The sequence below is a fragment of the Nonomuraea sp. NPDC049625 genome (assembly GCF_040675285.1).
Classification (GTDB): domain Bacteria; phylum Actinomycetota; class Actinomycetes; order Streptosporangiales; family Streptosporangiaceae; genus Nonomuraea; species Nonomuraea angiospora_A.
On the sequence record NZ_JBFAOQ010000007.1, the window covers coordinates 228,332 to 251,916 of the forward strand.

The 23,585-nt window shown below is 67.8% G+C and carries 26 protein-coding genes and 1 tRNA gene; 9 read left to right on the top strand and 18 right to left on the bottom strand.

Translation table 11 applies throughout. The annotated features are described in order from the left end of the window. Positions 1-100: 100 nt before the first annotated feature. Both AB0J87_RS30095 and AB0J87_RS30100 read right to left on the bottom strand, forming a co-directional pair. Complete coding sequence (locus AB0J87_RS30095; protein ID WP_363970472.1) at positions 101-493, bottom strand: hypothetical protein; 393 nt, start codon at positions 491-493, stop codon at positions 101-103. Positions 494-619: 126 nt separating this feature from the next. Continuing rightward, on the bottom strand, positions 620-1,873 hold the full coding sequence (locus tag AB0J87_RS30100) for a hypothetical protein (RefSeq protein ID WP_363970474.1): 1,254 nt from the start codon (positions 1,871-1,873) through the stop codon (positions 620-622). Between the two features lie 234 nt (positions 1,874-2,107). Between AB0J87_RS30100 and AB0J87_RS30105 the strand changes: the two genes are divergently transcribed. Next, positions 2,108-2,419 (top strand): hypothetical protein, encoded by a 312-nt coding sequence (locus tag AB0J87_RS30105; RefSeq protein WP_363970476.1) that lies wholly within the window; start codon positions 2,108-2,110, stop codon positions 2,417-2,419. A 159-nt stretch (positions 2,420-2,578) separates the two neighbouring features. Further along, a complete protein-coding gene (locus AB0J87_RS30110) occupies positions 2,579-3,097 on the top strand; it encodes a hypothetical protein (RefSeq protein WP_363970478.1) in 519 nt (172 codons plus the stop codon). A 43-nt stretch (positions 3,098-3,140) separates the two neighbouring features. Here the strand turns inward: AB0J87_RS30110 and AB0J87_RS30115 are convergent, their stop codons facing one another. Beyond that, entirely contained in the window at positions 3,141-6,212 is a 3,072-nt protein-coding gene (locus AB0J87_RS30115) for a DUF3427 domain-containing protein (protein WP_363970480.1), read from the bottom strand. Between the two features lie 64 nt (positions 6,213-6,276). Here AB0J87_RS30115 and AB0J87_RS30120 point away from each other — a divergent pair, with 64 nt between their 5' ends. After that, the gene (locus AB0J87_RS30120; protein WP_363970482.1) at positions 6,277-7,155 is read left to right on the top strand and encodes a phosphorothioated DNA-binding restriction endonuclease; all 879 of its coding nucleotides are present in this window, start codon (positions 6,277-6,279) and stop codon (positions 7,153-7,155) included. Between the two features lie 548 nt (positions 7,156-7,703). After that, positions 7,704-7,922, top strand: coding sequence for an EF-hand domain-containing protein (locus tag AB0J87_RS30125; protein WP_363970484.1), 219 nt, complete (start codon positions 7,704-7,706; stop codon positions 7,920-7,922). 115 nt (positions 7,923-8,037) lie between these two features. On the opposite strand, the gene AB0J87_RS30130 is transcribed toward AB0J87_RS30125, so the two are convergent. Next, positions 8,038-8,631: a hypothetical protein gene (locus AB0J87_RS30130; protein ID WP_363970485.1), complete on the bottom strand. Its 594-nt coding sequence runs from the start codon at positions 8,629-8,631 to the stop codon at positions 8,038-8,040. 182 nt (positions 8,632-8,813) lie between these two features. Here AB0J87_RS30130 and AB0J87_RS30135 point away from each other — a divergent pair, with 182 nt between their 5' ends. Then, positions 8,814-9,035 carry a transposase gene (locus AB0J87_RS30135; RefSeq protein ID WP_363970488.1) on the top strand — a complete coding sequence of 74 codons (222 nt, stop codon included), beginning with the start codon at positions 8,814-8,816 and terminating at the stop codon, positions 9,033-9,035. Positions 9,036-9,585: 550 nt separating this feature from the next. Here the strand turns inward: AB0J87_RS30135 and prfH are convergent. The 3 genes from prfH to AB0J87_RS30150 all read right to left on the bottom strand — a co-directional run bounded on the left by prfH (position 9,586) and on the right by AB0J87_RS30150 (position 11,991). After that, on the bottom strand, positions 9,586-10,194 hold the full coding sequence (gene prfH / locus AB0J87_RS30140; RefSeq protein ID WP_363970490.1) for a peptide chain release factor H: 609 nt from the start codon (positions 10,192-10,194) through the stop codon (positions 9,586-9,588). Continuing rightward, on the bottom strand, positions 10,191-11,378 hold the full coding sequence (locus tag AB0J87_RS30145; protein WP_363970492.1) for an RNA ligase RtcB family protein: 1,188 nt from the start codon (positions 11,376-11,378) through the stop codon (positions 10,191-10,193). Before AB0J87_RS30145 ends, prfH begins: the two co-directional genes overlap by 4 nt. A 442-nt stretch (positions 11,379-11,820) precedes the next feature. Further along, positions 11,821-11,991: an isochorismatase family protein gene (locus AB0J87_RS30150; protein WP_363970494.1), complete on the bottom strand. Its 171-nt coding sequence runs from the start codon at positions 11,989-11,991 to the stop codon at positions 11,821-11,823. Positions 11,992-12,140: 149 nt separating this feature from the next. Here AB0J87_RS30150 and AB0J87_RS30155 point away from each other — a divergent pair, with 149 nt between their 5' ends. Continuing rightward, the gene (locus AB0J87_RS30155) at positions 12,141-12,377 is read left to right on the top strand and encodes an MFS transporter (protein ID WP_363970496.1); all 237 of its coding nucleotides are present in this window, start codon (positions 12,141-12,143) and stop codon (positions 12,375-12,377) included. Between the two features lie 188 nt (positions 12,378-12,565). Then, on the top strand, positions 12,566-12,952 hold the full coding sequence (locus tag AB0J87_RS30160; protein WP_363971080.1) for a winged helix-turn-helix domain-containing protein: 387 nt from the start codon (positions 12,566-12,568) through the stop codon (positions 12,950-12,952). 117 nt (positions 12,953-13,069) lie between these two features. On the opposite strand, the gene AB0J87_RS30165 is transcribed toward AB0J87_RS30160, so the two are convergent. The 4 genes from AB0J87_RS30165 to AB0J87_RS30180 all read right to left on the bottom strand — a co-directional run bounded on the left by AB0J87_RS30165 (position 13,070) and on the right by AB0J87_RS30180 (position 15,557). Further along, positions 13,070-13,609 carry an RDD family protein gene (locus AB0J87_RS30165; protein ID WP_363970498.1) on the bottom strand — a complete coding sequence of 180 codons (540 nt, stop codon included), beginning with the start codon at positions 13,607-13,609 and terminating at the stop codon, positions 13,070-13,072. Positions 13,610-14,017: 408 nt separating this feature from the next. Continuing rightward, positions 14,018-14,182, bottom strand: a complete 165-nt coding sequence (locus AB0J87_RS30170) for a hypothetical protein (protein ID WP_363970500.1) — start codon at positions 14,180-14,182, stop codon at positions 14,018-14,020. A gap of 15 nt (positions 14,183-14,197) precedes the next feature. Further along, a complete protein-coding gene (locus AB0J87_RS30175) occupies positions 14,198-14,554 on the bottom strand; it encodes a TetR family transcriptional regulator (RefSeq protein WP_363970502.1) in 357 nt (118 codons plus the stop codon). A 106-nt stretch (positions 14,555-14,660) separates the two neighbouring features. Then, the gene (locus AB0J87_RS30180) at positions 14,661-15,557 is read right to left on the bottom strand and encodes a maleylpyruvate isomerase N-terminal domain-containing protein (RefSeq protein WP_363970504.1); all 897 of its coding nucleotides are present in this window, start codon (positions 15,555-15,557) and stop codon (positions 14,661-14,663) included. A gap of 126 nt (positions 15,558-15,683) precedes the next feature. On the opposite strand from AB0J87_RS30180, the gene AB0J87_RS30185 reads away from it, so the two are divergent. After that, a complete protein-coding gene (locus AB0J87_RS30185; protein ID WP_363970505.1) occupies positions 15,684-16,334 on the top strand; it encodes a helix-turn-helix domain-containing protein in 651 nt (216 codons plus the stop codon). 60 nt (positions 16,335-16,394) lie between these two features. Here the strand turns inward: AB0J87_RS30185 and AB0J87_RS30190 are convergent, their stop codons facing one another. The 3 genes from AB0J87_RS30190 to AB0J87_RS30200 form a co-directional block, all read right to left on the bottom strand. After that, entirely contained in the window at positions 16,395-17,639 is a 1,245-nt protein-coding gene (locus AB0J87_RS30190) for a GNAT family N-acetyltransferase (RefSeq protein ID WP_363970507.1), read from the bottom strand. Between the two features lie 12 nt (positions 17,640-17,651). After that, entirely contained in the window at positions 17,652-17,987 is a 336-nt protein-coding gene (locus AB0J87_RS30195) for a metalloregulator ArsR/SmtB family transcription factor (protein WP_363970509.1), read from the bottom strand. Between the two features lie 657 nt (positions 17,988-18,644). Beyond that, a tRNA-Arg gene (locus AB0J87_RS30200) sits at positions 18,645-18,720 on the bottom strand. Between the two features lie 812 nt (positions 18,721-19,532). Here AB0J87_RS30200 and AB0J87_RS30205 point away from each other — a divergent pair. Then, the gene (locus tag AB0J87_RS30205) at positions 19,533-20,576 is read left to right on the top strand and encodes a D-alanyl-D-alanine carboxypeptidase family protein (protein ID WP_363970511.1); all 1,044 of its coding nucleotides are present in this window, start codon (positions 19,533-19,535) and stop codon (positions 20,574-20,576) included. Positions 20,577-20,580: 4 nt separating this feature from the next. Here AB0J87_RS30205 and mscL read toward each other — a convergent pair whose 3' ends face one another. The 4 genes from mscL to AB0J87_RS30225 all read right to left on the bottom strand — a co-directional run bounded on the left by mscL (position 20,581) and on the right by AB0J87_RS30225 (position 23,565). Further along, positions 20,581-20,973: a large conductance mechanosensitive channel protein MscL gene (gene mscL / locus AB0J87_RS30210; RefSeq protein ID WP_363970513.1), complete on the bottom strand. Its 393-nt coding sequence runs from the start codon at positions 20,971-20,973 to the stop codon at positions 20,581-20,583. A gap of 22 nt (positions 20,974-20,995) precedes the next feature. Beyond that, complete coding sequence (locus AB0J87_RS30215; RefSeq protein ID WP_363970515.1) at positions 20,996-21,583, bottom strand: RcpC/CpaB family pilus assembly protein; 588 nt, start codon at positions 21,581-21,583, stop codon at positions 20,996-20,998. Beyond that, entirely contained in the window at positions 21,580-22,386 is an 807-nt protein-coding gene (locus tag AB0J87_RS30220; RefSeq protein WP_363970517.1) for an S-methyl-5'-thioadenosine phosphorylase, read from the bottom strand. Before AB0J87_RS30220 ends, AB0J87_RS30215 begins: the two co-directional genes overlap by 4 nt. Positions 22,387-23,268: 882 nt before the next feature. Then, a complete protein-coding gene (locus AB0J87_RS30225; protein WP_363970519.1) occupies positions 23,269-23,565 on the bottom strand; it encodes an FmdB family zinc ribbon protein in 297 nt (98 codons plus the stop codon). Between the last annotated feature and the right edge of the window lie 20 nt (positions 23,566-23,585).

Below are 23,585 nucleotides of genomic sequence, written 5' to 3' on the forward strand. Positions count from 1 at the left end.
AAGTGGATCTGTCGGGTGATGGACGGGTCGGTGATGGCGGCGTCGGCGGCCAGCAGGAACGCCTTGGACAGAATGATCGACAACATGCCGCCGCCCTCCGTCAGCCTCCGACCAGCGGGACGAGCTTGACGAAGGAGACGACGGGGTCGGCGATCAGGTCGATCTCGTCGTCCAGATCCAGGATCTGCCGGTCACCGACCAGCAGCAGGAAGCCGTTGCGGGCGAACGCGGCCTCGGCGGTGTCGGCCTGCTTCTCCCAGTCCAGCCTGCGCGCGCTCCGCATCCGGTAGCCGTTCAGCTCGGCCTCGGCGTCGGTCGGTTTGACCAGACCGCGGAAATGGTGGGAGGGGGAGGCGTTGTAGCGGGCCACCTCCTCGCGTACGCGCAGCCGTACCAGCTCCCGGGCCGAGATCCGCTCGGGCAGCTCGGGCACGGAGAACTCCTCCAGAGCCCGGCCGGTCGCGGTCTCGTCGCGAAACGTCACTGATGCCATCGGACACCTTGCTTCCATGAAGATCAGGCGGTGCGGCAATCTATAGCAGCGGCGAACGACAGAAACCCCGACGGCGGCGGGCCTGCTGTCCGAGACCTGCGCCGTCTTCCCTGAGGGCTGAATCCGTCAGGGACGTCGCGGCCTGGGCAGCGCCGCGATGACCCCGGCGAGCACCGGCAGTCCGGTGGCCAGGGCGGCGATCGCCCACCACGGGGTCTCGAAGGGCACCCGCGGCAGCACGTCCCAGTCGATCGAGGCCGTCATCGGCCACGCCAGGAACAGCCCGACGACGCACCCCGCGAACGTCCCCAGCGCCGTTCCGCAGAGCATGCTCCAGCCTGCGCGACCCGCGGCGAACATCCGCAGCGCCAGGGGCGAGCCGGCGCCGACCCGCAGCAGCACCCGTCTCGTCCGGCCACCGGCGCCCGCCTGGCCACCCGCGACCAGCGCGCTGGCGATCGCCACGACGATTGCCGCCGCGACCTCGCCCATCCATTCGGCCGACTCCTGGAACGCCCGCTCGACGTAGGTGTTCAGGTCGCCGCCCAATCGCTGGTTGATCCGCTCCTGCTCGGCCTCGGTCGTCCGGTGGGCTGAGGGATCGACGATCAGTTCGATCGGCTCGGGGCGAAGGCCCAGGTCCCGTATGACCTTCGTCGGGATGAAGAGCTCGTTCACGTACGGGTCGGCGGATTCGACGGCGATCGCGGGGATGGACTTGCTCGATAGTTCTTTCGCCTGGTCGTCGTCGGCGTAGAAGATGGTCACCGTGTCGACCTGGATGTCGTTGGGCGTGACCACCACGGCTTTGCCCTCGTCGTACGGCGTGTCCGGATCCCCTGTGAGATAGCGGAGAAGCGCCCGGTCGCCGATGAAACCCTCCGGATCGATGCTCTCCGTGTCCGGCAGGTCCTTGACTTCCATACTGAAGTGCCCGCGATGGTTCGGAGCGTCTCTCTGGGCGATCGGCACCCCGGGCAACTCCTGCTGTACGGCTGCCCGTGAGACTGCCGGGTCATCCGACCGGACATCCACGACAAGCGCGCCCGAACGAGCCTGGGGAAAGTACCCGGCCCGGGTCTGCGCCGCCTCGGCGACCGAGACGATCATCCATGCGATGGCGATGGCGGTCATCACCATCGTGATCGCGATCGGCGGAGCCGTACGGGGGCTGTTACGGGCCACGTCACGGGCGGCCAGGCGGATCGCCGGCGACAGCCGTGCGGTGCGCCGCCGCAGGACGCCCAGCAGCCACGGAGTCAACGGCCCCAACCCGGCGAGAAGCAGCGCACCCCCGTTGATGGCCGCCAAGGTCTGCAGAGCCGATCCGAAGTCGTCATAATGCTTGTCCTCGTGCGTCGCCCGGGCGATGACGGCCATCACCATGAGGCCGAAGGCCGCCGAAGCCGCCCCCCACAACAGGAACCGCGATCTCAGATGGGCATGCCGGGCCGACCCCCACGCCAAGAGCACTGAGCTGCACGCTAACGCCACAGGAATACCCAGGACCACAAAGAACAGCCCTACGCCCACGATCACGGAGGAAGTGTACGCAACACCACCCGGAGAATTAGGATATTTCTACTTTCCCCGTGAAAGAGGTCGACTGTGCGTGTGTGGAGGCTGTTCGCGTACTGGTTCTGGCGCGCGGACAAATCCCTGGGCGGTGATGCGGAGCCGCACCGTGGTCAACGTTTCTCCGCGGCCCACCCCGTGCGCCTCGGCCTGATCATGGGACCCGCTTTCGGCGCTCTGATCGGCATCCTCCTGCTGGTCATCGCCCTGGTCGCCGCGCAGCGACCCCTCACCTTGACCACCCTGCTCTTCTCTCTCGGCCTCTCGATTTTCGTCGGGGTGTTCTTCGTAGGCCTGGGCTACTTCGAACGCCTGCGCCAGCGCCACTATGGCCACTATCGGGAGCCATAGCCCTCTTGGGAAGTGCCAAATTGTCAACAATCGAAGCTTCCGCGCCAAAGAGCCAGTGAGCGATTGCCGTTTCCATCATGGCGCTGATCGTCGGCTACGTGGGCATCTCCATTTACGCCACGATGGCCGTCCGAGCGCTGCCGCTTCTACGCTCGCTCCGTGGCAGACATCGGCTATCTGGACGCCCTGCAGATGTGGTTCTCGGGCAACAGCGCCTTGCAGGACTCCACCATGTACGGCCTGGGCATGCTGTGGTGGGGGCGATTCGGGAAGATCGCCGCGTTCCTCGGCGGAATGACGGTCGTCCTCGACATCCTCGGCCCAGAACGGATCCGTGAATACGGCGGACGCCTCCGAGCCGTCCCCCGGTCCCGCACCCAGGGAACGCTGACAGGTTTGACCACGGGAGGGGGCGCGATCGTCGTCGGTGCCATGGCGGCCGCCGTCGACGTCGCCATGGGTCTCGGCAGCGGCCGGCTCGCCCTGGCGGTCCTGATCGCGACGATCGTCCTCGCCGTCGGCTGGGTGGCGATATCGACCGCCAGGAGCAAGCTGTTCGAGAACACCCTCAAAGGCGTGGCCTGGGTGCTTGAGCATCCGAAATCCCTGGGGTGGTGGCGCGTGATCAGCCTCCTCGGCCTGGTCGTCGGCTTCCACTTCGACCTGCTCGCCTCATGACGCCCGCGTCGGCTCAGCCCGCGTCGGCTCAGCCCGCGTCGGCTCAGCCCGCGGTGGCCTTGGCGTAGTGGAACACCTCGGGTGGAAGCGGGTGTTCCAGGCGCCAGACGAAGCGGATGGGTCGCTCGCCCTCGTGGCTCACGTACCGCATGGGCCCGGCGTAGGTGTACGGCGGAGCACCAAACCCTTCGTCACGTTTGGACTGCCGTACCAGGAGATGGACCGTGGATTCACCCGTCAGATAACGGCGGGCAGTGGCGGCGGAGGCCCGCAGCGTGCTCTGCGACTCCCACTGGAACAGCTCCTCGCTGATCGCCCGGTCGTGGTACAGCGTGGTGGGGGAGTAATGGTCCTCGGCCTTGTCGACGGTGACGAAGAACAGGTCCGCCCGGTGCTCCTGAACGCATTTGACCCCTTCCCGCATGTGCGCGGGCCGGTCGATGCCGAAGGCGGCCAGCACCTCGTTCTTGCTGTAGCGGGCATGGACGTGCAACGGCACGACGGCGTCCAGCCGCGGGGCGACGTGCCGGATTCCCGAGCGGAGCACGTTCGCCAGTTCCCCGAGCTCCACGGCACGGGCACCGGTGAGCCGCGCCAGGCGGGCCTCCACGCCGGAGACGGGCTCGGTGCCGCCCCACAACATCGCATCGAGCATGGCCATGAGGCGTAGCTCGCGCGGAGACCGGGGAGCCCGGCCGGCCAACACGTCGCTCACAAAGGTCAGACGCTCGACGTCGTCGATGTGCAGCATCCGGCCCAAGGCGCGCCCGAGCCCTTCGTCCGGGGCCACGGCGTCGAACCCCGCGGCGTGCCGAAGGGCGGCCCAGCCCTGGCGGCGCCGGTAGAGGTCCTCCACGTCCAGCCCGGTCTCCCGCAGGAACGCGGACATGCTGACGTCCCCCAGCTCGCGGAGCTCGCGCGCCAGGTCCCGCCAGTTCAGGCTGAGCGCCTGCCGTACGTTCTCGAGAACGAGCCGCCGCACGTCACGATCCAGATCGATCACGCACCCGGCGGGCAGCGTCGGAAACCCCCGCTCGATCTCCCGCGCGATGCCGGTACGGCTCGCGCCCGTGAGCGCCCGATAGCGCCGATCGAAGCGGAACTGCTTGTGCTGATGGCCGACGAAGTCGAGCACGGTCAGGCACGGCTTGTCATCGGCCAGCCGCAACCCACGTCCGAGCTGCTGCAGGAAGACGGTGGCGCTGTCGGTGGGCCGCAGGAAGAGCACGGTGTCGATCTCCGGAACGTCGACGCCCTCGTTGAAGAGGTCGACGGTGAAGACCGCGTTGATCCGGCGTTCCCTCAGGTCACGCAGCGCCTGGTCACGCTCGTCGTTCCGGCTCTGCACGGTCACGGCCACCGACGGGAGCCCCGCCCGGGTGAACCGGTCGGCCATGAACCGGGCATGATCGACACTCACGCAGAATCCGATGGCCCGCATCCGTCCGGCCTCGCCGACCTTCCGCCGCAGCGTCTCCAGCACCACGGCGGCGCGGCGGTCGTTGCCGGTGTAGACGTTCGAGAGCTGGCCCACGTCATACCCCTGGCCCCTGCGCCAGCCGATCTGGCGCAGGTCGGTGCCGTCGTGGACGCCGAAATACTGGAACGGGGCCAGCAGCCCGCGCTCCAGCGCCTCCCACAGCCGCAGCTCGGCGGCGATCCGGCCGTCGAACCAGTGCTTGATGTCCTGCCCGTCGGCGCGTTCCGGCGTCGCGGTCAGCCCCAGGAGCACCGTGGGCCGCACGCCGGAGAGCAGCTGCCGGTACGTGGCGGCCTCGGCATGATGGAACTCGTCCACCACCACCATGTCGAACCGGTCCGGCTCCGGCAGCGGGTTGGCGTGCAACGTCTGGACCGAGGCGAACACGTGCCGCCACCGCTCCGGCCGGGCTCCGTCGACGTACAGCTCGCCGAACGTCTCGTCCCGCATCACCTGCCGGAACGTGAGCAGGCTCTGCCGCAGGATCTCCTTCCGGTGCGCGACGAACAGCAGCGACTCCGCCTGCCCGGCCGCACGCAGCCGCCGGTAGTCGAGCGCGGCGACCACGGTCTTGCCGGTGCCGGTGGCCATGACGACCAGGTTCCGCCACCGGTCGTGGATCTGCCGTTCGGCGGCGAGCTCGTCGAGGATCTCCCGCTGGTAGGAGTACGGGCGGACGTCCACGTGCGCGAAGTCGAGCACCACCGCCCGGCCCCCGGCCCGCTCGGTGGACAGGGCTCGGTCGAGCCGCTCCGCGTCATGCGCCGGATTGTAGGGCTCGAACGACGGATCGCCCCAATAGTCGTCGAACGTGGCTGCGAACGTGTCGATCAGATGCGGCTGTTCGGCCTGAGCGAGGCGTACGTTCCACTCCAGCCCATGGCTGAGGGCGGTGCGCGACAGGTTGGAGGAGCCCACATAGGCCGTGGACAGGCCGTTGTCCCGCTGGAACAACCACGCCTTCGCGTGCAGCCGGGTCATCCGCGTGTCATAGGAGACGCGGATCTCGGCGCCCATGGCCGCCAGCCGGTCCAGGGCCAGGCGGTCGGTGGCGCCGATGTACGTGGTGGTCACCACCCTCAGCCGGCCGCCCCGCGCCACGAACTCCTCGATCGCCTCCGCCAGCACCCGCACGCCGTTCCACTTCACGAACGCGCACAGCAGATCCACCCGATCGGCCGAGGCCAGCTCGCGCTTGAGCTCATGGCCGATCTCCGGCTGCCCACGGCCGTTGACCAGCAACGCGCTACCGGTGAGGGGGATCACGGGCCGCGCGGGAAACCGTACCCGACCTGCCGCATCCCGATCCCGGCTCCTGGCGACGCCCAGCAGCTCCTCGGCGGCCTCCAGGAGTTCCTCGGGCGAGGCGGCCTCGGGCACCAGGTCGCCGATGAGGTCGGCGACCTTGTTGACGATCTCCACCTGCCGCGCCAGCCGTACCGCGTCGTTCTCGCCCCGGACGGAGCGCAGCGCCCGGCGGGTGAGCGCGGCCAGATGCCGGGCCAGCGTCTCGTGGGAGTCGGCGATGTCCAGCGCCCGCCGGTCGACCAGGTCGCGATCGGGTACGGCGCGCAGCAGGCCGTCCAGCTCACGAGTGATCAGATGCTGGTAAACGCCCGGCTGGAGATCGCTCACTCGGCGACTATAGGGCGCGGCCGGCCACCGCGACAGGCGGACAATCGCTCTACACTGGCCGATCGTGGACTGGATCGAGCGGGTCGCTGAGATCCGGCGCTGGACCAGAGGCGGCGAGCGCGCACCGCACAAGCCGCTCCTCCTCCTGTACGCCTTGGGCCATTTCCAACGGCACGGCAACCGGCCCATCACGTTCAGCGCCGCCGAGGCCGAGCTCAAGAAACTGCTCAAGGAGTACGGCCCGCCCCGCGACACCAGCCCCGGCTACCCCTTCCACCATCTGACGAACGACGGCCTCTGGCTGGTCGACACCCGCCACGGCCCGGGCTCCCCGGGCCCTGAGCTGGGCCGCCTTCGCGACAGCCAGGCCGCCGGCCGCCTCCACCCCGACCTGGCCCGCGCCCTGTCGGAGGAGCCCGGCCTGCTGGGGCGAATCGCCCGCCACCTCCTGGACGCCAACTTCGCCCCATCCCTGCATCCGGACCTGTGCCTGCTGACCGGCCTCGACCTGGAATCCGGCGAGGAGCTCCGGACACCGCCCGTCGCACGCCGCGACCCGGGCTTCCGTGACCGGGTGCTCATGGCGTACGAGTACTGCTGCGCGTTCTGCTCCTATGACGGCTGGCTGGACGGCGCGGCGGTGGGACTGGATGCGGCACACGTACGCTGGTGGGCCTTCGACGGACCCGACAACCTGACCAACGGGCTGTGCCTGTGCGCCATCCACCACAAACTGTTCGACAAGGGCGTCCTCGGCCTGACCATCGACCGCACCATCGCCGTCTCCGCCAGGTTCGTGGGCCGGTCACAGGCATCCCGCGACCTGGTCCTCTCCCTGTCCGGCCACCCCGCCCGAAGCCCTCAGCCCGGCCTGGACGCGGTGGAGCCTGACCACATCAGCTGGCACAGCCGCCAGGTCTTCCGCACCCCAGCCCGCGGCTGACGCCACCCTGGTCTTCATGCGCAGGCACACGGCATGACGAAGCCACCGAACCCGACAGCCACCGGAGCATCAAGATCCTGCCCCACTCGTCCGGCGCCATAGACGGTTCCCCTTCATCCAGCGCGGACCCAACACGCGCCCGCGCTCCCTGGCGACCTTTCCTCCGGGTCGCGGCCGCCGGGTGCGCGCTTGATCCCGGGTAGCAGCAGGCACGTCACGGGGGCTTCGAGCCTCGTCCACGCACACGCCGTCGTCGAGCACCCCACACCCCGCGACCTGCACCCGCAGCCCAGCGTCCGCAACGCCGTGATCCGCTCCCCCTGGCTGCCCATCCACGGTCACCCGGTCACCTCGGCACGTCCGATCTACGCCGGTTCGTGCGAGCAGACGGTAGCGATCAGCTCGATCGACTTCCTGCCGTCGCGGATCCGAAACAGGGCGCCACGACCGGCGCTTTCGCCCCGTCATTCCTCGCGTGAGGGCACAAGCTCGTGCTTCGATGTTGCTTTGCCGGCACATCGAATGAATCGCACGATGAGAGGTCACCCATGCCAGATCTCAACGACCCGACCGCCACGTTCCAGGAGTTCGACCGTGACGGGGACGGATACATCACGCGCGAGGAGTTCACGCTCGCCATGAACGCGCGCGGCGAGCAGGTCACCACCACCGAGCTCGACTCGATCTTCAAGGTCTCGGACGAGCACGACGGGGACGTGGACGGACGCATTTCGTTGGCGGAGTTCCTGGTGGCCTGGAACAAGTGACGACCCGCTCGCCGACCCCTAAACGATCAGGATTCGAATCTGCGGCCCCCGCTTTGGGAGAGCTCGAGCCGTACGGAGGCAGGGGTTACGTCGTTTCCATGACTCCGGCTCTCAGTTACGGGGCGATGTAGTGGTTCATGAACCGGTGTATTTGCACAGGCATACGGATCTCGACGGCGTGGGGGAGAATCATCGCGCTCTTGAACGTGTGCGCTGAGGAGGGATAGCTGAAGTGGCGGCCGCAGGGGTGCGCGGCGGCGGTTTTCACGTGCCACACACTCGCGCGCAGGGATAGCGAGTCGACTAGCCACAGTTGGTAGTCGTCGCGGTGTTCGGCCAGGTGGGTGATGTAGTGAGTGAGGACGGTATGCGCGACCGCCTCGGCCGTGTCGGCCAGGATGATTCCCTGGGAGTGCTCGCTGGGAGCGGGGTGCCAGCCTTTGGCGTGCAGGTCGGTGTATTCGATGAGATAGGTGTATTCATCGGCAGTGTCGGCCGCATCCGGCCTGCCGAGTTGTTCGGTCGCCTGAGCCGATAGTCGAGCCCAGTCAGCGATGCCGGCGTACAGCACCGCCTGCTGGTTGATTTGCGGAGCGTTTTCGCGCGCGGCGCTCTCATCCAGGCGCGGCATGTTGAGCAGGGCCGCCACCTGGTAAAGCCGGCGGAGAGGAACCAGGCGGTCCCACGCGTCGGTGAGATCGTTCGTCACGGCCTTCAGTGTGGGGGGTCGTAAACGAACGGTCAGGAGAAGACCAAAAGATCTTCCATGGCGCCTTCCAAGAAGTCCTAACAGGATGATTTTGTTGTGCTTTGATCTCTCGCCGGAGCCGAGCGAGAGGGAGCGCGGGTGGCGAAGCTGAAGCCGTGGGAAGTCAGCGACGAGCTGTGGGCGTGATCGAGCCGCTGTTGCCCCAGCGTCAGCGGCGCTTCCGCCATCCGGGACGCAAGCGACTACATGACCGCCTGGCGTTACAGGACATCTTCTTCGTCCTGCACACCGGCATCGCCTGGGAGCACCTGCCACAAGAGCTGGGCTACGGCTCGGGCATGACCTGCTGGCGACGCCTGGCCGAGTGGACGCCTCCGGCGTCTGGCAGCACCTGCACGAGGTGATGCCGGACTGCCTGCGCCCGGCGGACGCGCTCGACCTCTCTTGGGCCGCAGCGGACTCTACCCAGATCAGGGCGGCAGCCCGGCCCGTCCCCGGTCGATCGCGCACGGGCCAGCAGCAAGCACCACCTGATCACCGACACCATCCTCACCGGTCCCAACCGCAACGACTTCACCCGGCTCATCCCGCTCCTGCAGGCCATCCCGGAAGTACGCGGCAAGCGCGGCCGTCCGCGCCAGCGCCCCCGACGCCGTCCTCGCCGGCCTGGGCTCCGACCACGACAAGTATCGGCGTGGTGCGCGAACTACAGATACGCCTACTGATCGCCCGCCACGACACCGCACATGGCTCCGGCCTGGGCAAACACCGCTACATGTCGAGCAGACCTACGCCTTGCTGCACGCCTTCCGACACGGGAGAGCTCGTCAAGGGCAGCACTGCACGCTTTTGCCCCACCGACCTCATGTCGACTGATGCGATCCTCCTTTCACGGTGGGCGTGATCGGGGTGGATTGTCGCCGGCGCCTCTGGGGCCAGCTTCTGTTCCGACGTTTACGGGCGTTCGATGCGGCTGGGGTTGCCGCGTACGAGCTCATCATGGATGCGCCAGCGGGCGGTGGTGACGGCGCGTCCCGCCGCCTCGTCGCCGTGCTCGATGCGCTGTCGCAGCAGCCGCATGGCGATGCGCCGGTTGAGGCTGAACTGCCGCTCGGTGTCGACCACGACGACGATCCCCGTGGGCCGGTGGGTCGCCCGTACGGCCGTGCTGGCCTTGTTCCGATGCTGACCGCCGGGGCCGCCGGTGCGGCAGGCGACGACGTCGACGTCCGCTTCCGCGAACGTCGTACGCGGGGTGTCGACCTGGCATGGCTCGGCGATGACGTACCAGTTCTTCCGGCCGGTGCTGGCCCGGTACGGGCTGGGGGCCTGCCAGCACAGAGTTCCGGTCCACGAAGCGGCGAACGCCGCGGCGCCGTCACCTGCGATCCGGACGAGAACCGATCGATAGGTGCCGGGCCGATCACCGGGAACAGTCTGGGCCCGATGGGTCTCCAGACCCTGCCGGGTGGCGTCAGTTTCCATGCGGTGCAGCAGCTGCGCCAACGCCCAGGCACACTCCTGCGGGCCGCGCCCGGCCGACAGCAGCAGGTGGACGCTCACGGCCGCCCCCGCTTGCGGCGCTGCTCCCGATGGTCCCTCTGGGGCGCCGACCCGAGGTCGGGCGTCTTGTAGGTGACCAGAGGGATCGTGGTGGCCACGGGCGTGGCCAGGTCATGGTCGACGAGGTCGGCGATCACTTGCTCAATGCGCTTGTAGGCCGTCGGCGCCTCCTCGAAGAGCAGTTGCCGGTCGCCGCACACCACCAACGACCCCATCGGCGTACGGCGCAGCTCCTCGACCGTGTGCTTGGCCCGCCCCCGGCGCAGAGCGTCCGCACGCGACATCTTGCGGCCCGCGCCGTGCGCCACGGAATGGCCGGCGTCCGGCCCGGCGTGACCGGCCACCAGGTAGGACGGGGTGCCTCGCGTACCGGCAATGAGCACGTCTCGGCCGTCACCCGGCGCCGCCCCCTTGCGGTGCAGGTAGATCCCGTCGCGGACCTCGACGAGGTTGTGGCACTGGTCGACGATCGGCTCGGTGGGCTCGAACCCCAGAGCATGGGCGACCCGGGCGGCCAGCAGCCGCCGATTGAGCGATCCCCAGCGTACGGCGTCGTCATGCATCGCCAGATAGGCGCCGGGATCTGGGGCGGGGCCCGCTCCATGGACCTCGGTGTGCGCCCGCAGGATCCGTTCGCCCAGCCCACGGGAACCACTGTGGACGATGAGAACCAGGTCACCGGCGGCGAGTTCGAGCCGGCTCGCGTGGTCCGGCTCGAAAACGGTCCCGATGCGCGCCAGCTCGACGAAGTGGTTCCCCCTGCCGACCGTCCCGAGGCCCTCGACGTACCCAGCGGGAATATCACCCTTCACCACGGCCCAGGCCGGGTCGTCGGCATCCTGCTCAGGGTTCAGCGCGCGATCGAGATCGGGAAACCGGGCGGCAAGCTTCTCGGGTACGGCCCGCTTGAGCTTGACGGGGAACACGGCGATGCCACAACCGATGTCGGAGCCCACCAGGAACGGATACAGGATGGTCGATGCCATGGCGGCGCCGATAGGAGCGCCCTTGCCGGGGTGCAGGTCCGGCATGGCGGCGACGTGCATCATGCCGTCGAGAGCGGCCACCTGATGGCACTGCGCGACGGCATCGGACTCGATCCAGCTCGTGGGGGAGGCGAACACGGTGACACTGGCCGACGTGGCCGTCGGCAGGAGCTCGTGCCGGGAGTGTTGTTGAGACAAAGACGCTCTCTTCGCTGAACAGGGCATGGGCGGGCGGCATCACGGCGCGAGTCGGCGCCGTGGCATCTCGAAATAACGGGGGATGTCCGTCAGAGCATCATGGACACCACGTTTCCCTGAGCCCGCCACCAGAGGCAAGCGATTTTCGGCCCTACGGGACAGCGCATATGACGGCGCTGTGGCTTGGTCGTGTTCGGTCAGGCGCGGCGACGCCTGGTCCGGGAGCGGCGCCGTCGCGCGGCAGGGACGTTCACGTCCCGCCTCCGTCGCGGCTTCGCGCGTCGAGTGCTGTCGACTGGTTTTGCTGATGACTGGCAGCAGCGTTTGGCAGGTGGGACCTGTCCCACGACACCGGACCTTGAGCTCTTGTCATCGAAGGCTGAGCGGTCAAGTATGCCGTCCCATCGCGGGCATGGCTCAGATCTTCAATGCTGACGGCCGGTCACAGGCGGGCGGTCCACTCTCGGCCTGTGAGGACGTCAGCACCTCTGGCCGGGAAGACGCGGTTGATCAGGAAATCGTGCACGTTCGGTTCCCCGTCGGCGCAGGCGTCGCTGAGCACGGTCACGTGGTAGTCGCGGTCGGAGGCGTCGTAGAGGGTAGCGGCGATCATCGCCCCGGTCGCGACACGCTCAAAGGCGAAAGAACCACCTATAGCGTTCAGGCGATTACTGATATGGATGGCGGTGCTGGCCGTCGCCTACTTCGTGGAGGGGTTCGGCATCGCGGTGTCGGGCTCACATCACGCTGCGGCAGATCGCCGTGCCCGCCGCCGTGGTCGGGCGCGCCGACGCCGCCTACCGCACGCTGTCGTTCGGCGTACTCCCGCTTGGAGCCATGGCCGGCGGCCTGCTGGGCGATCTGATCGGCCTGCGCCCGGCGCTGCTGGTGGGAGGCATCGGGCTTGCGCTGGCACCCGTGTGGGTGCTGCTGTCGCCCGTACGCCATCTGCGCACTGCTGAGGACGCCCGTCCTCGCCAGGCCGAGGTCAGCGTCTGAATGCGTGGTCAGCGGCGCCCCGCGAAGACCAAGACCGCTCCAAGCCCTGGAGCGCTGTGCTTGGGGCCCATCCCCGCGTGTGCAGGGAGCACAGCGGAGCCGACCGTGGTAGCTCCTGCCGGGGGTCCGTCTTGCTCGGTTAGGGAGCCCCATGAGTTAAGGCAAAACTCAGCCCGCGTACGGCCACGCTGGCCAATGACTTCCGCCAGCGGATCGCGACGCGGAAGTACCCACCGGGCGCGATGATCCCGTCGGAGGCGACTCTGATGGCCGAGTTCGGCGTGCCCCGTGGGACGGTACGCCAAGCGCTCGCGGAGCTCGAACGCGACGGCCTGGTCGTCAGCCAAATGGGCCGAGGCCGCAGGGTCCAGGGTGAGGCGACCCCGGTGGATCGAGGACGAGGAGTATGCACAGGCTGTGGATGCCTATGGCTTCGATATCGCCGAGTGGCCTGGCCTTCGCACGATGCGCCGCATTCGCGAGGGAGCCATGACCACGTGGCTCATGCAAAACGTGGACCACAGTCCCGACATCCGCTCCCAATTCGACCGCCGCATGGCATCGCTGCGGCATGACGACTTGCCGCGCGTCTGGCGCCCCTTCTAGGAGGGTGTTTTGTGAGGATTTGATGCCTGTGTTTCGGTAGGGATTTTCGATCAATAGTCCTCAGCACCGGCACATGACGCGGAGGGCTACTGTGACGGTACGACTCGAGTGGCCACCACCACGTCGTGCAAAGCGGCCCTGTCGCGGCGCACCAGCAGTAGCGCGATCGAGACCCCGGCCAAAGCGTACGCGGCAACCAGAAGGGGCATGGCGATGATTACTTCGTGGCCGCCTGCCAGCCGAGACACCGCCATGTGAGCGCACTGCCACGGGAGCAACTTCACGACATTGCGTACTACGATCCGTACCGCACCGGGCCGCTTCCCCCTCGTAGTGGCCACAACAAGCCCTGCTCGTCGCTTGCCCCACGTGGCCTGGTGCCGTCCTGCCTCGCCGATGGTCAGATACGCTCCGACAGGCAGCACGCTCAGCACAGTGATCAGCAGATCAATGCTCACCATGCCGAGCCCATCGAACGGCCGTACTCCCGCGAGGTACAGCGGGACGAACACCACGGCCAGCAGGGCCAGCCAGGCGACGATCACCAGATAATCCCAGCCGGCCGCCACCAGCCTGGGACGTAACGCCGCCCGACCAGCCTGCGACTTCCTCAACTCGTTCAGCACGCGCTGCCTCCTCGACCAGCACAATGATTCCACCTGGGTTCGTTACGTTCGCGATAGCAGTCGATACAACGCCCCGGCGCCGATCGTGAACCCGGCTACCGAAATCCCAACCGAAACACGTGTATCAACGCCTCAAACCCTCGCAAAACACCCCTAAGGGCCATCCGGCTCTGATGGCCCGCATCGGCGATGGCGGGCGCCCCCACGGCTACACGGCGATGGCGGTCTCCGAGCGCGCGCGGGCTAGTCGAGCCTCGGCGTAGCGTACGGGCGGATCGTTCTGGTACTCACGAACTCCCGTACGTAGCGCCTGGTGCGAGCCGATCGGAGATCGGCCACCGTGGTCACCACTTCGCGTGCCGCCGAGCGGGGTGTGGGCAATGTGGTTGGTGTAGTTCGACAGCGTCTTCATCCCCACCCCAGGACGACGTCGAGCACCTGGCGGCGGGTGTAGCCGGCTGCCAGGAACGCCTCGATCCCGGCGTCGTCCACCCAGCCTCGCTGGGCGACGATGAGCTGGGTCAACCGGCGTACCGCCTCCAGTCCGGCTCCTGCAGCGGTTTGCCCGTGCACAGGTTTTCCACCACCTCAGCGGGCACCCGCGCCTTGAGCGCAAGCGTGAAGTGCGCGGCCACGCAGTACTCGCACCCGTTCTCCACACTCGCGGTATGACCAGGCAACCCCCAGCGGGCATGCTGCACCGGTGCAGCGGGCAGCCACCGACTGCTCGAAGAAGCCGGTGATGGCGGGCAGGCCGCGGCCGTCGGCGGCCAGGGCGTCGAACACCGGCCGTGAGCGCCGCTCCAGGTAACGTCGCAGAGCGGCCACGTGCAATCGTTGCTTGCCGCCGAACGTCGCGTACAGGCTGGAGCGGCTCAGCCCGGTCGCCTGCATCACCTCGGCGATGCCGGCGGTATCCGCGCCGCGCTGCCGAAACAGGCACACCACTTCCTCCTATCTTGGATCGTTCGTTCCAAGTTGGCCCCGATGGTGGGGGCGTGCCCCGGAGCCGACATGACCGATATTCCTGGTCGGCAGTGCGGCGAACGGGCTACGGCGGGCTGATGACAGTGAGCATGCGGGCGAGTTTCCATGGCCGACGGCCCCAGGCGACGAGCTTTCCTTCGACAAGCGGCTTCCCTATTCCTTGCCGGCCGATGAACAGCAGCATGAGAGCCGCGGGGTCGGCAGACAGGTGGGCGTCAACGTCGCGTGCGCTCCCCGCGTCGAGTGTCAACGAACCGCGGTCGAAGACCATCACCGTGCGCCCGCCTCCACGCAGGCGCAGGTCGAAGCGGGCTCGGAAGGATCGAGCCTTCTCCTGGTTCAACAAGGCCGTGGGCGGTAGAGCCGCAATGAGCGGAAGCACGCCGCCCTCGACCGCGAGCAGGGCGTGGTGACGCTGTATCGGCCACGAGCGCCCAGTGGCCGCGGCGATGTCATGGCCATGAATCAAACATTCCTCGAGCAGGTGACACGCCACCGCCGAAGGCGACAGGCGGGCACCTTGCAGCCAATCAACGGTGGCCGCTCGCGAACGCGACGCGACGTCGTCGAACTCGTTTGCCAGCGTGCCGATGCGATCTGCGAGTACGGCTGGGTCCCGTTCGCCGTCCTGGGCCAGCATCGTCGCGTTGGCCTCGGCCATTCCCGCCGCCGTCACCGTGGCCTGCGGGACCGGCCTTCCGGCGACGGCGTCGGTGTCGAAGCGAAAGACATGAGCCAGATGAGCCGCGACATCGCCCACCGTCCAGGCACCGACCGAATCGGCGTTGGCGTCCGGGATGCTCCGCACAAGTTCGACGAGGCTGGGAACAACGTCCCGCAATGCCGTACGCGCCTGGGTCATGGTGTCGGAGGGGCCGCTGTGCGTCGCAGCCGGGACCGTGCCGGCGCCTTCCTGGGCGTCAGGGTCTGGGCCCCGCCTGGAGGATGGGGTGTCGGTCATCGTTTCATTCCTGTGGCGTGAGTGCTGGTGGCGGTGGCCGTCCCATGGCCCGGACGGGGTGACCACACCCTTGCCGGCGCTGTGCTGGATATTGTCAGGCGGACTTGAGAATGTAAAGTGCTTGCCATGAGTCGGAGCTATGGCCAGTACTGCGGTCTCGCCCGGGCGCTCGATGTCGTGGGCGACCGGTGGAATCTGCTCATCGTCCGCCAGCTCCTCATCGCTCCCGCCCGCTACCGCGAGCTGCTCGACGGGCTCGGCGGCGTGGCCACGAACCTGCTCACCGACCGTCTTCGCGACCTGGAGAGCGCCGCAGTGGTCGAGCGGCGACTGGCCGAGGAGGGCAACGCCATCGTGTACGCACTCACCCCATGGGGCACCGAGCTGCGGGAGCCGGTTGAGGGCCTCATCCGCTGGTCCACGCCGCTCATGGCGCGCGGACCCGGCGGCGACAGCTTCCACATCGAATGGCTCACCGTCGCCCTCCGCGCCTTGCTCGCCGGCAGGGCCGCCGCACATGAGGCATCGACGGTGGGGATCGCGGTCGACGGCCAGTTGCTCCAGGTGCGGGCGACGCGCTCGGGCATAGAGGTGACCTTGCATGATGGCGGCGATCTCGATGCCTTCGTGCGCGCTGACGCCCCGATCATTCTCGGGCTGGCAGCAGGTGCGCTCACCCTCGACGACACCTCTGGGCTCGTCGACATCGAAGGCGATGAAGCTGCGGTACGAGCCCTCTTCAACTCCCGGCGGGCCATGCCGGAGGGCCCACTCTGACCGGCATTTCTCGCGCATACCGGCCCTCAGCGCTGTTCGAACTCACCGAAGTAATCACACCTACCTAGACTGTCCGCCACCGCCTACCAGTGAGCTACGGCGCTCCACCGTCAACACGTCCCGCCAGACGCCGTGATGGCAGCCGATGCGCTCACGCGTGCCCAACACGCGGAAGCCGACCGCCTGATGCAGGGCCAGGCTCGCGGTGTTCTCACCGAAGATTCCGGACTGGATCGTCCACACCCCGGCGTCCTCACTCGCCGCGATGAACGCCTCCAGCAGCGCCCGTCCGACGCCCCGCGCCTGGCAGCCAGGGTGAACGTACACGCTGTGCTCCACCACACCCGCGTACACCGGCCTGGCCGACACCTGTGAAGCGGCTACCCAGCCCAGCACCTGACCGGTCGCGGTGTCAGCGGCCACGTAACGCAGGCGCGGCACCTTGGCCGCGGTGAAGCCCTCCCAACTCGGCGCCGTGGTCTCGAAGCTGGCCTGCCCGGTGTCCAGCCCGGCCTGGTAGATGGCCAGCACCTGCTCGGCGTCGTCTTCCCGCATCGGCCTGATCTCCACCCCGGGACCCGCCGCGGGCTTGACGGCCTGGACGATCGCCGAGTGGACACCATCGCCGTGGCCAGCGGTCAACGTGATGCGGATGCCCACGAACCCGGCCGCCGCCAGCAGCTCGCGGTACTCGCTCGCCGGCAGCGCCCCGGCCACGCACCCGATCCGCTGCTCGGCAGCCAGGCGACGGGCCGGGTCAACGTCGCCGTCGACCACCACGTCGCTCACCCCGAACCGACCGCCCGGCCGCAACACCCGGAACGCCTCCGCCAGCACCGCCGCCTTGTCGTCGGACAGGTTGATCACACAGTTGGAGATGACCACGTCCACCGACCGATCCGGCAGCGGCACCCCTTCGATGCCGCCCTGCAAGAACTCGACGTTGCCCACCCCCGCCTGCTCGGCGTTGCGGCGAGCCAGCGCCAGCATGTCCGGACTGGCGTCCAGCCCATACGCCTTGCCGGACGGACCAACCCGCCTTGCCGACAGCAGCACGTCGATGCCGCCACCTGAGCCGAGATCCAGCACGGTTTCGCCCGGACACAGATCGGCAACCGCAACGGGATTGCCGCAGCCCAGGCTGGCCCGCACCGCACCCTCGGGCAGGGCACTGGTGCCGTCATAGCCGGCGGCGCCGAAACAGCCCTCCTCGAAGGCATCCGGCCCGCAGTCGGCGACGACCTGGCCGTCGGTCGCGGCCCGGGCCAGAGCGGAGTAGTGATCGATGATCTCGTCATTCGCCATGACAACGCTCCTTCACTCACAGGTGGGCGCGCCTGGGGCGGGGTTGCCCATGACCACGTCGGCGGCGGTCGGGAAGCAGCTCACGCAGTTCTCGTTGATCCGGTACAGGCTGGAGGTGCCCTGCTTCTCGACCAGCACGAACCGCACCTCGGCCAGGATCTTCAGGTGATGTGAAACGGTGGACTGCCCCACCCCTGAGGCTGTCACGATCTCGCCCACGCTCATCGGCTTCCGCTGCCGGGCCAGCAGCGACACGATCTGGATCCGCGTGGCGTCGGCCAGGGCCTTGAACCAGCTCGCGTACTCCTCGGCCTCCGCCCTCGGCAGAGGTCCCTTCTCTTCGTTCATCGTTAATCGACGATAGACGATAAAAAGGCGACAGGAAAGACCGCGAGTCGATGATCCACACAGGCCAAGGGTACGAGCCCTTCGATGGCTGGCCGCTACTCTCTGTGCGGCAGTAGCTATTCGTCGATCGTGACTCGTGGCAAGCTGATGCCCTCATGCGCACGCAGCCACCTGCGAAAGTTCGGGCTCAAGCGTGCCAGCACCGTCACAGGTTTGGGATAGATCCAGGCGAGAGGGTACTCCTGCCGCTGTCGGCTCCACCATCGGAGACGTCGGGCCTGCTTGCCCTTGATATGGCGGGTCTCCCATACACGTCCTGCATTGTCGACGACCAGCGTCCAGCGGATCCAGCAGGACCATCCCCGCGTGCGCGGGAGCACTCTCGCTGACCTGCGTGGTTAGCGGCGAAAGAGGCCGTTCTGAAGCACTTTTGCGGAATCGGTCATTGCGGACTCCCGTGAGGATTAGCGAGAGGGCGATGATCGCGAGTGGGGTGGTGAAGGGGCTCAGCAAGAGTGTTGCATGCCGTCAGTCGTGCGCACGTATTTGGCACGATCACCCGCAAGCGATCACCCACAGCCGTACGCCACCGGACACATCAAAAAGCCCCTGACTCGCGTTTCCACTGGTCAGAGGCGCTTTGCTGCTGGTCGGACCTGGTGCCCCCGGCAGGATTCGAACCTGCGGCACCCGCTTTAGGAGAGCGGTGCTCTATCCCCTGAGCTACGGAGGCGGACTCTCGTAAGCCTAGCGAAAGTCTGGCACTGCGTGGGACGTGGAGCCGGGGTGAGTTTGGTGGGGTTGGTTATGGGTGCTCTGAGCTGCGGTAAAGGCATGACAAGTGGTTGGAATCTTGTGGATCCGGCGTGGATAGCGTCTGCCTGTGACCAGGAGGCGATGCAAGCAGGCGCGGCGGCGGCCTGTCGTGTTGTTCGGGGCGTTGTTGGCGCCGGCGATCCTTGCTGGGGGGTTGTTGGCTGGGGAGATGCGGGGGTTTGAGGGGAGTGTCCCGGCGGTGGTTCGGGAGCGGGTCGTGCGGGTGGGGTTCGGGCCGATGGTGGTTCGGGCGCCGGCGCATCCGGATCGGCTGTACGAGGGGAGCGTGCCGGCTCCCGTTCGTGTGGTGAGTCGGCCGCGGGCTGTTGTCCCGGTGGCGGTGCCGCCTGTCGGGGATGTGGAGCCTGGGGTGGAGGAGCCTGTTATGCCGGCTCCGGTGCGGACTCAGACTCAGGTGGGGTGTTCGGGGGAGTGGGTGAACACCTGGCTGTGGGATCTGTGCCGGGACGAGGAGGAAGGGGTGGGGTTGAAGGTCGGTGGGAGTTTGGTGCCTGGCATCTGATAGGCCCTGTTTCGGGTGGCGGGATCTGGCTGGTCGCGGGGGGTGGGCGGACAGAGTGCGCTTTTTGTCTCATAACAGCTCTCCCGAGTTCGGTCCGGGCACTCGGGGGGCTGTAGTAACGTGCGTGCCTGACCCAGGTAACGAGTTTGCAAACGGAGGAGTCGAACGTGCCAGCCCCTCGATCAGCGGGTCTGATCGCGGTAGTCATGGCGGTGGCTTCTCTTTTCGTGCCTTCCGGGCAGGGGCGCGCTCAGGCGCAGGTGGCGCAGAAGCAGGAGCGGCAGGCGCCGGGCGACCTGGCGGCTCTGCGCAAAGAGGCCGAGCGGTCGGCCAAGGAGCTCGAGGACGCCACCAGGGCACTGGAGAAGCGCCGGTCGGACATCGCCGCCTCCGAGAAGCAGCTGAAGACCAAGCTGGCGGCTCTGCAGGATCTGGAGCAGCGGGTCGCGGTGATGCGGCAGCCGGTGTCGCAGATGGCCGAGCTGCTGTATGAGCAGCCGATCATGGCGGACGGGATCGTGCCGTTCCTGTCCGGGACCGCGGACGAGACGACGCTACGGGCGCTCAGCGACGTGACTCAGATCGTCTCTGTACGGCAGCAGGCCGTCGAGCAGACCAGCGTGCTGTACCAGCAGGCCGAGGGGCTGGCCGCGGAGGCGCAGGAACTGCGGGCCGGCAACCTGCTGGCCGAGGCACAGCTGGCGGTTGAGGTGGACACGCTCCGGCAGCGTTCCGACAAGATCGTGAAGTCGCTGACCGCCGCGCTCGTGAAGATGGGCATCAAGATCGACAAGGTCGGGCGGGCGGCGCTGGGATGCAACCCGTTGCGGGCGGCGACGGCCAACGACTATCCCAACGGGCTGATTCCGAAGAGCATGCTCTGTCCGTTGCAGCAGAAGGGTTTCAGTCTGAGGGCCGACGCCACCATCGCGTTCGTGAGCCTGAACGAGGCCTATCGGAAGCGGTTCGGGAAGAGCATCTGCGTGACCGACGCCTATCGGAGTCTGGCCGAGCAGCAGTCGGTCTACTATCGGCGGCCGGGGTTCGCCGCCGTGCCGGGGCGGAGCAACCACGGGCTCGGGCTGGCCGCGGACCTGTGCGGCGGGGTGGAGAGGTCCGGGTCGGCGGAGTTCGTCTGGATGGAGAAGAACTCGAAGAGGTATGGGTGGTTCCATCCCTCCTGGGCCTACACCGGCCCGTTCGAGCCATGGCACTGGGAGTACGATCCCAAGATCGATTCGCTGCTCTAGCGCACTAGGCGACCTGTGAACTGCAGAAGGCGCAGCGGGACGCGGCCTTGGGGATTTCCGACAGGCATTCGGGACAGTCACGGGTCTTCGATCCGATCTTGGCGACGCTGCGGTCCTTGAGGTGCGTGTACGGCTTCACCAGCAGGAAGTAGATCACCGCGGAGACCATCAGGAACGAGATGACCGCGTTGATGAAGTTGCCGTACATGAAGTTGGATCGGCCGACCGTGACCTTGAGTGAGGAGAAGTCGGGCAGGCCACCGAACGCCGAGATCAGCGGGGTGAGGAGGTCGGCCACGAACGACTGCACGATCGAGTTGAAGGCCGCCCCGATGACGACCGCCACGGCCAGGTCGATGACGTTCCCCTGCATGAGGAACCTCTTGAATCCGCTCATGGGGAAAATCGTAGCTGAGCGATTACGTTGAGTTAGCTTTGATGGTGATCGAAAGGTGGCCGGTCGTCTGGGCGGAGGCGAGTTCGGCGGCTTGGGTCGGGGTGGTGGCGAGCACCACTAAGGCGCCGTGAGTTTCGCTCGTCGTCTTGGGCGTCTGCGGGATCGTGATGATCCGTACGTCCTCGGCTACTGTGCGGGCCGGATGGACTTCCTCGTCGGATGCCAGGATGGTGATCGTGGCTCCTGGGGTGAGGAGGCTCGCGGTCGCGGCGTCGGCGATGCGGACCGGGGTGGCGACCATGCCCGGTGGGAGCCGGTAGGAGTGGAGCAGGCGGACATCTGTCAGCGGCTCGCCCTTGCGCATGGGGCTCGCCAGGATCTGGCCCGCCGCGGCTGTGCGTACGGCACCTGTGGGTGGATGGTTGAGGGCCGCAGGGGTCAGGTCGGCTGGGCCGAGAGGGCCGGGAGACAGGTCGCGGGCCGCGACCAGGACCGTGGGGGCCGGCTCGGGGCGGGTGGCGATGAAGGCCGACATGACGGCCAGGGCGGCCAGCGCCGCCGCGACGAGGCGGCGGCGACGGCCGTAGCGGATCAGCCAGGCCCGGATCACGGCAGCTCGAAGGGGAGCTTGATGCCGTCGAGAGTCGCCCCGCACGGGCAGGTGCGCTCGTCTGGGAGGGCTTGTACGGTCTCCGCCACCAAGGTGCGCATGCGGGTGACGTTTTGCGCGAAGAACTCCAGAACCTCGTCGTGCGTGACGCCCTGGCCGGCCTCGACGCCGGCGTCATGGTCGGTCACCAGAGAGAGCGAGGTGTAGCAGAGGGCCAGCTCTCGGGCCAGGACGGCCTCGGGGAATCCGGTCATGCCGACGATCGACCACCCGTTGCCCGCGAACCACTGGGACTCCGCTCGCGTCGAGAAACGCGGGCCCTCGATGACCACCAGGGTGCCGCCGTCGACCGTCTCCCAGCCGGTCGAGCGGGCGGTTTCCACCGCGACGGCACGGCCTGAGGGGCAGTAGGGGTCGGCGAAGGAGACGTGGACCGCACCGTCCACGTCGTAATACGTCTGGACGCGGCCTGAGGTGCGGTCTACGAGTTGGTCGGGGACGACCATGGCGCCGGGGCCGTACTCGGCTCTCAGCGAGCCTACGGCGCTGGGGGCGAGCACCTGGCGCACGCCGAGCATGCGCAGAGCCCAGAGGTTGGCGCGGTAGGGGATGCGGTGTGGGGGGAAACGGTGATCTCGCCCGTGTCTGGGGATGAACGCCACCGAACGGGTGCCGATGCGTCCGACTGTGACGACGTCGCTCGGGGGGCCGTAGGGGGTGGCGAGCTTGATCTCTTCCGCGTCGTCGAGCAGTGAGTAGAAGCCGGAACCGCCGATGACGCCGATGTCTGCGCGAGGGACCATGGCCGAGAGAGTAGCCGGATCGGGGACGGGGCAGGGTGAGCCGAATTCCGTTCTGGGGATAACTTGATTTCTGCTGCTCGAGGGTCTCGGATTTAGGGGTTCGGCCGGCCTGGTGTCCAGGGGGTCCTGGTGTCCAGGGGGTCGGAAGCTCCGGTGGATCCGAGAGGTCCCAGCAGGGGGAGGGCGGGATGGCCGATGCGCGGGGATTCGGGATCCCTGGTGGGTGGAGGCCGGCCTCAAATTTCTGCAGTCGGCGGCGGCGCGCATGCGGGCGGGTTGCTGGGGCCGCCGACGCCGATGTGGGCGAGGAGATCCGCGTGGGGCTGGGCATGGGTGCGGTGGCGCGCGAGTGTGGCCAGGCTGAGGGTGACGTGGGCCGGCGTGAGAGTTAGGTGTGAGGGCCGACGCCTGTGTCTCGCTGCGGTGGCGCGCGGGTTTGGGCCTTGGGTGAGGCGTGCATGCGGGGCCGACGCATGCACCTGGCCGCAGTGGTGGACGGTGTGGGTCGCGCGAGGTGTGGAGGTCGCGGTGGTGGACGGTGTGGGTCTGCGGCGAGGTGTGGAGGTCGCGGTGGTGGACGGTGTGGGTCTGCGGCGAGGTGTGGATGGTCGCGGTGGACCGGTGTGGGTCCGTGTGAGGTGCGGGTGTGAGGCCGACGTGGGCCTACACCAGGCGCACGTGCGGGGCCGATGTCGGTCCCGTGTGAGGGCTGGGTGTGGGGTCCACCGGGGGCCTGTGTCCCAGGTCGGTGCGCGCACGCGGAAACGTACGCGCGCGAAACCCACCCAGGTGTCCATGGCCGCGGCGGTCGACGCTGGGCGGCCAGGTCCTGGGGCGGCTACTGAAAAGATCCGCGGGAGGCCGCGGTCGCTGACGGGAGGGTCAGTTGGAGGCTGCGGCGGGGGCGGCGGCAGGGGTGGACGTGCTCGTGTCCGCGGACTTGCTCTCCGCGGGCTTCGACGACGAGGAAGAAGAGGGCGTCGTGGAAGTCGAGGTAGACGACGAGCGGTTGTCGGTCCGGTAGAAGCCCGAACCCTTGAACACGATGCCGACAGCCGAGAAGACCTTCCGCAGGTTCCCCTCGCAAGCAGGGCAAATCGTCAACGCGTCGTCAGTGAACTTCTGAACGACCTCAAGCTGCTCGCCGCAGTCGTTGCAGGCGTACTGGTACGTCGGCACGCGCTCCTCCTTAAGGTCTG